The following is an 11889-nucleotide window of genomic DNA, read 5'->3' as shown; positions in this document are numbered from 1 at the left end:
ACATGAACAATCTCGGATATATCGGGGCCGGAGCCGTCTACGACGAAGGCCTGCGCCGGCACATGCTGCGCGTCTACAACTACATGGGCCTTGGCCTCGTCGTTACGGGCGTGATCGCTTTCGTGGTGGCTTCCACACCCGCGCTTTACGTGCCGATCTTCTCCACACCGCTGAAATGGGTGGTTATGTTGGCACCACTGGCCTTTGTGCTCTTGTTCTCGTTCCGGATGCAGACGATGTCGGCGGCCGGCGCCCAGGCGATGTTCTGGGCATTCTGCGCGGTCATGGGGCTGTCGCTGGCTTCCGTGTTCCTGGTCTTTACCGGCACCAGCATCGCACGCACCTTCTTCATCGCCGCCACCATGTTCGGCGCGACCAGCCTTTACGGGTACACGACCAAACGCGACCTGACGCAGTTCTCGTCGTTCCTGATCATGGGCCTGATCGGCGTGGTGATCGCCAGCATCGTCAATATCTTCCTGGGCTCGACCGCGCTCCAGTTCGCGATCTCGGTGATCGGCATCGCCGTCTTCATCGGCCTCACCGCCTGGGATACCCAGACTATCAAGGAGCAGTATGCGGAAAACTTCGGTGCGGAATCACAGCAGAAGCTCGCTGTCTTCGGTGCATTCTCGCTCTATCTGAACTTCATCAACATCTTCCAACTGCTGTTGAACTTCACCGGCGAGCGCGAATAGCCGGCGTCGGACCACGACCGGAGGCGGATACCATGGACAGAAACGATCAACAGGCGATCGGACACCTCTTCGAGAAATTGGCAAATGTCGAGCGCCAGGCGCCGCCGCGCGATGCGGAAGCAGAGCGCTTTATCCAGGATCAGATCGGCCAGCAGCCTGGCGCGCCATATTACATGGCCCAGACGATCGTGGTGCAGGAGCAGGCCCTGAACGCAGCTCAGGCGCGCATCGAAGAACTGGAAGAGCAGGCGCAGCAGCCCGCCGGCGGTGGACCGCTCAGCGGCTTCTTCGGCCGCAGCGGCGGCAGGCGCTCGGGCTCGGTTCCGCGGGTAGGGCGCGCCGCCTCCGTCGCAACTGAAGGGCCGCAGGACACGCCACAGCGGGCAGGCGGCGGTTTTCTTGCTGGCGCTGCGCAGACCGCGATGGGCGTGGCCGGCGGAGTGCTGCTCGGCAACGCGATCGCCGGCATTTTTGGCGGCAGCGAAGCGAAGGCCGCTGAACAGCCGACGCCGCAGCCGGACGAAGCCGATCAGGCAGGCGATGCCAGCTCCGACAATGGCGGTGACTTCGGTGATATGGAGTTCTGACGAGCGACCCAGACTGTGCCTGTGCCGGCGCTGGTGACGATTGCGGGTCAGCATAGGCGAGATGGCGAGGGCAGCATCCGGGAAGCGAGCCCTCGCCGGCGGCTAATAACCCAGGCGCTTCAGTTCAGTCTTGACCGCTGCGATCGTCTTGAAGCGGAAGTGCTTCGTTGTGCCGTCGCGCCAATGGCAGTCGCATGTGGCGTCGAACTTCCGGCTCGCTTTCAATTGAGTCAGCGCCTTCTGGCCTGGCTTGGGGCCATCGAAGATGCGAACTTCGTAGAGCGTCCCTTCGACATCGTAGTGCATCTGAGCCCAGGAAAGTATCACGATCAGTTCCTTTGCCGGGTCGTGGTCGGCGTTGGCGAGGCCGAGCGCTATGTCCGGCGTGTCGCCCTCTTGTTCACCGATCGTGACCTGGATTGCGCGATATCTGTTGTCAGCTAGCCGTTGCAGCGCGACGAGCGGGCGTTCCGGATAGTCCTCAGCGGTCTGGTAATCGACGAAGAGTGTCTGGAGGCCGCTCCAGCTCACGGCTGTGGTGTGCGGATCAGCATTGTCGGCGAACCCGACAACACGTTTGGCGAAAGCCAGGTCGTTCTCGCCTGGCGCACGATCAAAGTCCTGCGCTCGCGCGCCAGTGAGCACGCAGGCGAGGGTGAGGACGAAACTTGTGAAGAGCCCAAGTCGCTTCATGATTCGCAACCGTAGCATGCCGGTTGCGAATCTTCGCGCCTGGCCGGCAGCAGCGGGATGGAAACCTTGTCCAACTCCCGCGCGCCCCTGGTCGCATAAGATAGATTATGGAACTGAAATGGCAGATAAGGATGTGGCGTGGAAGTAGCACCAGCGAGCCGCTGGGCCGAGAAATTGGTTTCACGCACCTTGCGAGATCCCACTCAGAAACCCAGCCGTAAAAACTTGGTCCTTCACGCTGATTCGTAAGGGATTTCGATCGTCATGCCATCATAAGCAGGCTCGACGTTGGCCGGCGTCTCGGCCATTACCGTGGCGTAGTCGAGTGGCACATGCATATGCGTCAGCACCGCGTTCTTCGGCGCCAGCCTTTCGATCCAGCCAAGCGCCTGGCCAAGCGACAGATGGCTCGGATGGACGGTGTATTGCAGCGCGTCGATGACCAGCACGTCCAACCCGCGCAAGCGCTCGGCGGTCGCGTCCGGAAAGTCGCTGACATCAGGGCAATAAGCTAGCCCGCCGATGCGGAAACCCAGCGAGGTGATGTCGCCATGAAGCTGCACCAGCGGTTCGAGGGTGAGGGCGCCGCCCTCGCCCTCGATCACCACCGGCCTGTCGTGGTCGATGATATGGGCGTTCACGATCGGCGGATACGAACTGCCTTTCGGTGTTTCGAAACAGTAGCGGAACGCCTCGCGTAAGCGCAGCATGGTGGCCTGATCGGCATGGATGTCGATCCGGTGGCGCTGCTCCAGTACGAAGCCGCGCAAATCGTCGATGCCGTGGATATGGTCGGCATGCGGATGTGTATAGACCACCGCATCGATGCGCCTGACCGATGCCAGCAGCATCTGCTCGCGGAAATCCGGGCCGGTGTCGATGACGACCGTGGTCCGGACGCCATTCGCCGCGATCCGCTCGACGAGCGCTGCGGTGCGCGTGCGCCGGTTTCGGGGGTTCGCGGGATCGCAACTGCCCCAGTCGCCGGTGATGCGTGGCGTGCCCGGCGATGAGCCGCAGCCGAGGACGGTAAGACGTAACCGGTCGCTCATGCGTCAGGCGCCCGGCGCGCTCGGGCGCGGCATTTTCCTGAACAGCCGGAAGAAATTATCCGTGGTGATATCAGCGATCTCGGCCTCGCTGAAGCCGATCGTCTCGGCCAGCACCTTGGCTGTATGCGCGACATAGGCGGGCTCATTGCGCTTGCCGCGAAACGGGATCGGCGCAAGGTATGGCGCGTCGGTCTCGACCAGCAGACGGTCGCGCGGCACATCGGCGGCGACGGCGCGCAGCTCGGCGGAGTTCTTGAAGGTCAGGATACCGGAAAACGAAACGTAGCCGCCGAGCGCGACACCGATCTCGGCTAGCCTGCGCCCAGACGAAAAACAGTGCAGGATGAAGGGGAAGGCGCCCTTCCCTGTTTCTTCTTCGAGGATGTCAGCCATGTCGTCGTCGGCGTCGCGCGAATGGATGACCAGCGGCAGACCGGTCACGCGCGCCGCGGCGATGTGGGTGCGAAAGCCCTGAGCCTGTGCGTCGCGCGGCGCATGATCGTAGAAATAGTCGAGCCCCGCCTCGCCGATCGCCACCACTTTGCGATGAGCAGAGAGCCGCACCAGATCATCGACAGTGACGTCAAGCTCTTCCGCCGCATTGTGCGGATGGGTGCCCACCGAGCAATAGACCTCATCGAAAGTCTCTGCAATCTCAAGCACTTGGCTAAATCGCTTCACCCTCGTCGAGATCGTCACCATACGGCCGACGCCGGCCGCGAGGGCGCGGGCGACGATGGTCGCCCGCTCTTCGGCGAAATCCGGAAAGTCGAGATGGCAGTGACTGTCGACCAGCATCAGGCGCTTGTATCCGTTTGCTCGACATAGCGTGGAAATACTGGTTCCGGCGCCGGCAGTGCCGTACCGGACACCAGCGCATGAGCTTCGGCGACATGCGCGAAGTCGCGGCTGTCCGCCGGCACCGCCAAAAGATCGAGCAGCTTTGCCGCCGAGCCTGGAATGAAGGGCTGGCACAGCAATCCGACACGCCGGATCACCTCAGCCGTCGTCCACAGCACCGTTTCCATGCGTGCCGGATCGGTCTTCTTCAGCGCCCATGGCTCCTGCCCGGCGAAATAGCGGTTGGCTTCGGCCACCACGCCAAAGATCGCCGCCAGCGCCAAATGGATGCCCTGGTCGGCCATCGTCCTGCGCGCCGTGACAAGGGCGGCATCTGCCTGATCGAGGATCGCCTTGTCGGCGTCGCTCAATTCGCCACGCTTCGGCACCACGCCGCCGCAGTTCTTGGCGATCATCGACAGCGAGCGCTGCGCCAGATTGCCGAGATCGTTGGCAAGGTCGGCATTGGTGCGGTTGACGATCGCATCATGGCTGTAGCTACCGTCCTGACCGAACGGCACTTCTCGCAGGAAGAAATAGCGCACCTGGTCGAGACCGTAGTGCTCGATCATGGCGAACGGGTCGATGACGTTGCCGACCGACTTCGACATTTTCTCGCCGCGGTTGAACAAAAAACCATGCGCGAACACGCGCTTCGGCAATTCGATGCCAGCCGACATCAGGAAAGCCGGCCAGTAGACCGCGTGAAAGCGCACGATATCCTTGCCGATGACATGAACGTTTGCAGGCCAGAAAGACCATCTCTCGCTGGCCGGATCCGGATAACCGGCAGCGGTGATGTAGTTGGTCAGTGCATCGACCCAGACATACATCACATGCTTGTCGTCGCCCGGGACCGGCACGCCCCAGTTAAACGTGGTGCGCGAGATGGACAGATCCCTGAGGCCGGATTTGACGAAGCTGACGATTTCATTGCGCCGCTCCGCCGGCCCGACGAATTCGGGGCTGTTCTCGTATAGTGCGAGCAGCCTGTCCTGATAGGCGGAAAGCCGAAAGAAGTAGCTTTCTTCTTCGGTCCATTCGACAGGCGAGCCGAGCGGTTCGCGGCGCACGCCGTCGTCGCCGACCTTGGTTTCGGCCTCATCGAAATAGGCTTCCTGCCGAACCGAATACCAGCCGCTGTAGCGGTCGAGGTAAATGTCGCCATTCTCAGCCATGCGTGTCCAGATCGCCTGGCAAGCCTTGTAGTGCCGCTCCTCGGTAGTTCGGATAAAAACGTCGTTCGAGCAGCCGGTCGCTTCGAGCATCGAACGGAAGATCGCCGAATTGCGATCAGCAAGCGCCTTCGGCGTCAGGCCTTCGGCGTCCGCCGTCTGCTGCATCTTCAAGCCGTGCTCGTCGGTCCCCGAGACGAAGAAGACGTCCTTGCCGTCGAGCCGCTGGAAGCGGGCAAGCGTGTCGCTGGCGATCACATTGTAGGCATGGCCGATATGCGGCTTTCCGTTCGGATAGAAGATCGGCGTCGTGACGTAGTATTTTTCGCGTGACATGGATGAGCCGTCATGAATGTCTGAATGAAAGATGTCGCGGTGAGATATCGCATCGAAACGGCAATTGCCATCCGACGCCAATGTGGTGGCTTCGAAGTTCCTGCGATTGATTGGGATCAATGCTGAGGGGCTTCCAAAGCCACGCCAGCGGCCGTCACATTCGCATTGCAGAATTCAGGCGGTCGATCATGGTCAGGGCGTGCTGCTTTTTGTCGAGATTGTAGGTCTCCGTTTCAGATATAGCGTTCAAAGCCTCGTGCCAAGTATCCGACAGCGTTTTGGCCCGCGCGAGATCGCCGGCGAGCGCGGCCTGGCTGGCGCCGGCCGACAGCAGGTCGAGCGCGCGGCGATTGAATATCTCGAACGGGATTGCCTGGTCGCGGCCGGCGACCGCCTCGGCAAGACGGTAGGCGCCTGCGACATCCATCTTTTTGGACATCACCAGGGCATCGAGGGTGGCGGCGATTTCAAGCCCGCCATACTGCGTCAACAGGATCGCGTTGCGCGCGCTGCCCCCTGCCCGCTCCGCCAGCGCCGCGCGCGCCGCAGGATCCTCCGGTGGCGGCGGCTCGATGCCCTCCAGAACCGCCATCAAGCTCTTGGCATCGAGCGGGGCCAATCGCACCATCTGGCAGCGCGACCGGATCGTCGGCAGCAAACTGCCCGGCGCATGGACGATGAGGATGAACAAGGTCCGCGCCGGTGGCTCTTCAAGATTCTTCAGCAAGGCATTGGCAGCATTGGTGTTCATGTCGTCGGCGGGATCGACGATAACCACCCGGTAGCTGCCGTCGTGCGACGTCAGCGACAGAAAACGGCTGACCTTGCGGATTTCGTCGACCGTGACCACTGTCTTGAAGCTCTTGGTCTTGTCATTCGCGGGGCGTGTAAGATGCAGCACCGAAGGATGTGCCCCGGTGGCGATCTGGCGAAACAGCGACGAAGCCGGATCTGGAACGGCAAGGCTTTCCGGCGCCTGCTCGAAGGCCGGGTGCTTCAACAGATGATGCGCCAGATGAAAGGCCAGCGTCGCCTTGCCTATGCCCACCGGTCCGGCAAAGATCAGTGCGTGCGGCAGTTTTCCCGAGCGGTAAGCGGTGGCGAGCATGTTGGCCGTCTGCGGGTGACCGACAAGACGCGGCGTCTCGGATGGCTCGGGCACCCCGTCCAGCGTGTCGTGCTGTTCGGGCGCGATGCGTTCGAAAATCATGCCGGCGCCGCCTGCCTTCTTTGCGCCGGCATCATCCTCTCAAGAGCCGCGAAGACGATGGCGGTAACGACATCCTCCACGGTGTCGAGGTCGGCTGACGCATCGACGACGACGCAGCGTTCGGGTTCAGCTGCGGCGATCGCGAGAAACGCCTCGCGCCGGCGTTGGTGGATGGCTAATGTTTCCTTCTCGAAGCGGTCCGGTCCGTCACTGCTCCCCCGCCGGGCGGTAGCGCGCCTCAGGCCCTCGGCGGGATCGATATCGAAGATCAGCGTCATGTCCGGCACCATGCCGTTGATGGCGACCTTCTCCAATGCGTCCATGAATGCCGGGTCCAGGCCGCCGGTGACGCCCTGGTAGACGCGGGAAGAATCCATGAAACGATCGCAAAGCACGACCGAACCGCGCTCGACCGCCGGCCGGATGACCTGTTCGACATGGTCGGATCGCGCAGCGGCGAAAAGCAACGCTTCCATCTTGGGGCCGAACGGCTCGGCTGCGCCTGAAAGCAGGACATGCCTGACCGCCTCCGCGCCCGGCGAGCCACCCGGCTCACGCGTTACCAGCACATCGTATTTCTTGGCGCGCATCTTCTTTGCCAGCCGCTCGATCTGCGTCGACTTGCCTGCTCCTTCGCCGCCTTCAAAAGTGATGAAAAATCCGCGCGCCAAAGCCTTTGTCCATACTTCGGGGACCGTATAGTCCCGGCGGGAAAAAAGGTCCACCGCGACGGTGCTAACGCAGCCAGCCGACGGCCAGTTCCTTGGCGGCGTCGAGCGCGCGCTGCGGCAGCGAACCGACACCGATCGACTCGGCGGCAAACAGCGGCGTCTCCTGGCTCAGAGTATCGCCGATCCAGACGCGCAGCGTACCGACCGGCTGCCCCTCCTCCACCGGCGCGGCAACCGGTCCGTCATAGACGATCTTGGCGGTGAGCTTGTCGCGGTTGGTGATCGGCAGGAAGATCTGCACCGGTCCTTTTGCCTTTAACGCGACTCCGGACTTGGCGCCGCCAAAGACCTGGGCTTCGCCAACCACTTCGTCCTTGGCGAATACTTCAGTCTTCTCGAAGGAGCGAACGCCCCAGTCGAGCAGCTTTCGCGCTTCCTCAGCACGCTCGCGGTCGTTTGCCAGGCCGCTCATCGCCGCGATCACCCTTGTGCCGTTGTGGCTGGCCGAGCCGACAATGCCGAACCCGGATTGCTCGCTGGCGCCGACCGCGAGCCCGTCTGCGCCTATATCCATGGCCAGCAGCGGATTGCGGTTTCTCTGGGAAATCTTGTTCCAGGTAAAATCCTTCTGGCCGTAATAGCGATAGAGATCCGGGTAGTTGCGCCAGATATGCAGCGCCAGAAGCGCGAGTTCGCGAACGCTCGTTTGCTGCCCATCTGCCGGCAGACCGGTGGAGTTGACGAAGGTCGATTTCTGCAAGCCGATCTGGCGGGCACGCTCGGTCATCTGCGCCGCGAAGTTTGCCTCGGACCCCGCGATTCCTTCAGCGATGACGATGCAGCCGTCATTGGCCGCCTGCACGGTCACGCCCTGGATCAGGTCTTCAAGCCGGATCGTCGACTTGAGTTTCGCGAACATAGTCGATGTCCCCGAAGGAGCGCCGCCCTTGCGCCAGGCGTTTTCGCTCACCACGAAGGTATCGTCGAGCGTCATGCGCCCCGATTTGATGGCGTTGAAGACCACTTCCATCGTCATCAGCTTGGCCAACGAGGCCGGCGGGATCAACCTGTCGGCGTCCTTGGAAAACAGCACGGTTCCGGTTTCGGCATCGATCATGAAGGCCTGCGCGGCCTTGGTCTCGAAAAGCTGTGCCGAGGCCGGCGCAAGCGAGAGCAGCAGCAGGCCGAGCGCTATAAGCCCAGTGAAAGGGCGAAAAAATTTCATCAGATTCGACCAGTGAGCCGGCGCTCTTGCACGTTGGCAGAACCTATCAGGCTTTTGCCTGGCGGATCAATCGCGCACGAAAAACCAGGCAACCCCGAGCTCAGTCGCGTACAGCAAGCGCATCGGGCGCACCATGCGACCACGATGCCTGCAGCATCTCGTCCAGGCTGCCACGGCCGTCGGCATAGAGGTTGACCGAGTACCAGTCCTTGCCTTCAAGTTCCGAGCGCTGGATTTCGGTCTTGCCGAAGCTGGAAAGCTGGGCAGCCACACGCTCGGCCTCGGCGGCATCCTCGAACGAACCCGCCGCGACATAGTCCGTGGGCGACCGGGTTGGAGGAGCTTGCCGCTTCCACGATTGAAGAAGCTCGGCGGGCGACATGCCGGTGTCGTCCAGCTCGGCAAACGCGTTGGAGGCGCGCTGCACGCGCTCGTCGGCGTAAGACAGCGACGCCATGGTGAATGGAGATTGCGCCGGCAGGTTGATCTCCGGACGCTCCGGCACGATCGGGCCGAAATCGGGCAGTACAATGTCTCCCGAAGCAGACGCTTGCACCGCTATGACAGGCCCTGCATCGGATCCCTGCCCGGTATTCGTCAGCTGACCGGGGAACGGCACGGCTGCAGCGCTCACCGCCAGGCTTGGCGACGGCCCATTCATGGCGACCATGACACCGCTGGGCAGACCGTCCGACGGATCCGGCGCCCTGTTGCCTGGACGATACGAAGCCATAAGATACTGCCCGTCATTGCCTTCGAGCGGCGCACGGCCGACATATTCGACCTTCACCTCGGCCGTACCGATATTGGCATAATCGAGCATTTCAGCAGCGCGCTTCGACACATCGATGATGCGTCCATCATGATAGGGTCCGCGATCGTTGACGCGCACGATCACCGAGCTGCCGGTCTTCATGTTTGTGACCCGCGCATAGCTCGGGAGCGGCATAGTCGGATGCGCCGCCGTCAGATCTGCCATGTCGTAGACTTCGCCATTGGCGGTCAACCGGCCGTGGAACGCCTCACCATACCAGGACGCTAGGCCAACCTTGGCGTAACGTTTGTCTTCCCTCGGATAATACCACTTGCCGCGCACCTGATAGGGCTTGCCGAGCTGGTTGCGCCCCCGAGACGTCTTGAACATCACGCGCGGGCTGGCTTTCACGCCATATTCGGCTTCGGAAAAATATTCCTTGGAGCGAGGTTTCTTGTTGACCATCGCCTTCTGCTGCGGCGCGGCACATGCCGCAAGAAACGCTGCCGACAAGGCAAACAGCGCGAAAGCGAAAGCGCGACGAAGACGCGGGCGCGCCGTGGTCTGCATATTTTGATTGTCCCCTATAGCATCGACGAAGGCACCGCAGCATAAACGTCAGCGATGCCAAAGCACCCACTCCAGAAACGCCGGCAACGCCCTACCCCAATGCTTTTGTGCGCAGGAATTGTTTATCACCGTATTAACCGATTGTGGTCGGAACCGGGCGAGATTGTGGCGCGGACCGTCTCGCCGGTCGGGATGAAGTCATCGCTTAGATCAGCAAAACGCCGTTCGTGGCGGGCTTTGAACCTCGCCTGGCGTGTCTGCGAGCGCAGACTCAGGGACCGAAGATCACGAGCTCGGTGAACGTCAGATCTCCAGGTGCGGGTGGTCTGGGACCCTTGAAGTATTTCAGCCCCTTGTTGGGGCGGTACCATCCCACCAAACCTGGAATCGGCTCCTTGGCGTCGACAAAGCAAACCAGGATTCCGCTTCGCAAGAGAAAGCGCCCCATGGCACCGGCGCAGCGGCTCAAATCCGCGAGCGAGCGGCAATAGATGACCTGATGGCACCGGATAAGACCGTGCAACATTCGGCGCGGCATCAACACCAGGGGGAACGCTGCTCCATCGCAGATGCAGATCAACGACAGGCACCCCAGCGCGGCGTGTTCCGAGAGTATGTATCTCTCACTCTCGGACAGCATCGCCAGTTCCGGAAGATCGGGACGCACTTCGACCACGCGACATGACCGCGGCGCCGAACTTAAAGCCGGCAAGAAGGTAAATTGTCCGCTGGAGAAGAGCCGAAAGCCGAGCGCCCGGTTGGCTTTCAATGTCGCTTGCGCCGGCGAAATGTTCGTGTAGGTCACGTCCTTCCGCTTGAGAACCGCCGCAACCAACATGGCGCCATAGGAACGGAATTCTGCGTCGACTGACCAGCTCGAAAGATTGCAGCGGATTTCCTCGCTCTCCGACCCCTGGTAGCGCGCATAAAGGGTGAGCACAACGCCGACGATCCGATCGGCATGCTCCAAAGCAAAGCCATATTGTGGGAACTCGGCAACCGCAGGCCGCTTCGACAAACGGGTCAGAGCCCGGATCCAGTAACTTCGGTTACGCGCCGGAAAGCCCCTGCACAGACAATCAACCACTCCCTCCCAGTCGGTTTCGCGAATTGGTCTACAGCGAAGACCGGGCGGGAGAGCGCCAAGTACGGCCAAAATTCAACTCCAGAAGACGATTTTACTTACATGTGCCTAATGCGCCCAACATATCAGCGCGCAACGATTAATAGTCCGTGCGGGTTTTAAAAACGATTTTCCACACTCGGCACAAACAGCTCGCCATGACGCTGCTCACCGTCCTGGATCGCGCCGAAAGGTGCGGCCGCCACGGTTGACTTGGCGTCGAATGCAGCTTTACAGGAATGGAGCGCGAACCGATCGGGGAACGTCCTGGTGCCAATCCGGTACCGACAGCTCGAACCCGCTCCTCTCGCGATATCCTAAGTGATTGAAAAATCACCCTGGAGGGATGGCCGAGCGGTTTAAGGCACCGGTCTTGAAAACCGGCGTGGGTGCAAGCCCACCGTGGGTTCGAATCCCACTCCCTCCGCCAGTGACGCTCTTTGTCCCGAACGCAATCTCCCGGGCTTGCATCGAGATGACCGGGACATGAGCGAGCCCCCGATCGGATTGATTTTTGCGACGAAAGATGGTGCTTCTCCCGCCCATGAATAGGTTATTTTTTGCGGTCCTCGCATGGATGGCGCTGCCTTGGCCGGCCAGCGCAATGGACAGCGCATTGCGCGCCGGCCTGCTGAAACTCGATCCGCAAACCCGGCTGGAGCAGCGATGCGACGCCGAAATTCTCGACCGGATTACCCGCGACGACCACAAATACAAAGCCGATCGTGTCGTCGCCTACGCTTTTGCGACGCCCGAAATGGGCGCCGATGCGATCAGGAGCCCGGGTGCTGCGTTTCGCAGCAAGGGACAATGGTACCGGCTGAAATTCAAATGCGAGACAGCGCCGGACCATATGGAAGTCCTGCAGCTCCGCTACCGGATCGGTGATGAAATTCCGGAAAGCGACTGGCCCAAATACAATCTCTATAACTAGGCATTCGCGACCTGTGGCCGC

Annotated in this window: 12 protein-coding genes and 1 tRNA gene; 4 read left to right on the top strand and 9 right to left on the bottom strand. The window is 61.4% G+C overall.

Annotated elements, in window-relative coordinates:
• Positions 1-2 precede the first annotated feature (2 nt).
• Together NKH83_RS19555 and NKH83_RS19550 are read left to right on the top strand one after the other, a co-directional pair.
• Positions 3-698 carry a Bax inhibitor-1/YccA family protein gene (locus NKH83_RS19555; protein WP_352806783.1) on the top strand — a complete coding sequence of 232 codons (696 nt, stop codon included), beginning with the start codon at positions 3-5 and terminating at the stop codon, positions 696-698.
• A 32-nt stretch (positions 699-730) separates the two neighbouring features.
• A complete protein-coding gene (locus NKH83_RS19550) occupies positions 731-1285 on the top strand; it encodes a DUF2076 domain-containing protein (protein ID WP_352806780.1) in 555 nt (184 codons plus the stop codon).
• Positions 1286-1387: 102 nt separating this feature from the next.
• Here NKH83_RS19550 and NKH83_RS19545 read toward each other — a convergent pair whose 3' ends face one another.
• The 9 genes from NKH83_RS19545 to NKH83_RS19505 all read right to left on the bottom strand — a co-directional run bounded on the left by NKH83_RS19545 (position 1388) and on the right by NKH83_RS19505 (position 10829).
• Positions 1388-1978: a hypothetical protein gene (locus NKH83_RS19545; RefSeq protein WP_352478840.1), complete on the bottom strand. Its 591-nt coding sequence runs from the start codon at positions 1976-1978 to the stop codon at positions 1388-1390.
• Between the two features lie 233 nt (positions 1979-2211).
• A complete protein-coding gene (locus tag NKH83_RS19540; RefSeq protein ID WP_352478841.1) occupies positions 2212-3030 on the bottom strand; it encodes an MBL fold metallo-hydrolase in 819 nt (272 codons plus the stop codon).
• Between the two features lie 3 nt (positions 3031-3033).
• On the bottom strand, positions 3034-3828 hold the full coding sequence (locus NKH83_RS19535) for a TatD family hydrolase (protein WP_352703965.1): 795 nt from the start codon (positions 3826-3828) through the stop codon (positions 3034-3036).
• The gene (gene metG, locus NKH83_RS19530; protein WP_352478913.1) at positions 3828-5414 is read right to left on the bottom strand and encodes a methionine--tRNA ligase; all 1587 of its coding nucleotides are present in this window, start codon (positions 5412-5414) and stop codon (positions 3828-3830) included. The genes NKH83_RS19535 and metG overlap by 1 nt, the downstream gene beginning before the upstream one ends.
• Before the next feature lie 121 nt (positions 5415-5535).
• Positions 5536-6591, bottom strand: coding sequence for a DNA polymerase III subunit delta' (locus NKH83_RS19525; RefSeq protein ID WP_352478843.1), 1056 nt, complete (start codon positions 6589-6591; stop codon positions 5536-5538).
• Positions 6588-7262 carry a dTMP kinase gene (tmk, locus tag NKH83_RS19520; RefSeq protein ID WP_352478844.1) on the bottom strand — a complete coding sequence of 225 codons (675 nt, stop codon included), beginning with the start codon at positions 7260-7262 and terminating at the stop codon, positions 6588-6590. Before tmk ends, NKH83_RS19525 begins: the two co-directional genes overlap by 4 nt.
• Positions 7263-7326: 64 nt before the next feature.
• Positions 7327-8487: a D-alanyl-D-alanine carboxypeptidase family protein gene (locus NKH83_RS19515; RefSeq protein WP_352478845.1), complete on the bottom strand. Its 1161-nt coding sequence runs from the start codon at positions 8485-8487 to the stop codon at positions 7327-7329.
• A gap of 100 nt (positions 8488-8587) precedes the next feature.
• Positions 8588-9811 (bottom strand): septal ring lytic transglycosylase RlpA family protein, encoded by a 1224-nt coding sequence (locus tag NKH83_RS19510; protein WP_352806775.1) that lies wholly within the window; start codon positions 9809-9811, stop codon positions 8588-8590.
• Positions 9812-10082: 271 nt separating this feature from the next.
• Positions 10083-10829 (bottom strand): hypothetical protein, encoded by a 747-nt coding sequence (locus NKH83_RS19505; RefSeq protein ID WP_352478847.1) that lies wholly within the window; start codon positions 10827-10829, stop codon positions 10083-10085.
• Positions 10830-11274: 445 nt separating this feature from the next.
• Here NKH83_RS19505 and NKH83_RS19500 point away from each other — a divergent pair.
• Positions 11275-11364, top strand: a tRNA-Ser gene (locus NKH83_RS19500).
• A gap of 96 nt (positions 11365-11460) precedes the next feature.
• Entirely contained in the window at positions 11461-11868 is a 408-nt protein-coding gene (locus tag NKH83_RS19495; protein WP_352478848.1) for a DUF930 domain-containing protein, read from the top strand.
• Positions 11869-11889 lie beyond the last annotated feature (21 nt).

Source organism: Mesorhizobium sp. M0909, from assembly GCF_040319515.1.
Taxonomy (GTDB): domain Bacteria; phylum Pseudomonadota; class Alphaproteobacteria; order Rhizobiales; family Rhizobiaceae; genus Mesorhizobium.
Note: the sequence above shows the minus strand (reverse complement) of the source record. Positions and strands in the feature narration are given on the sequence as shown.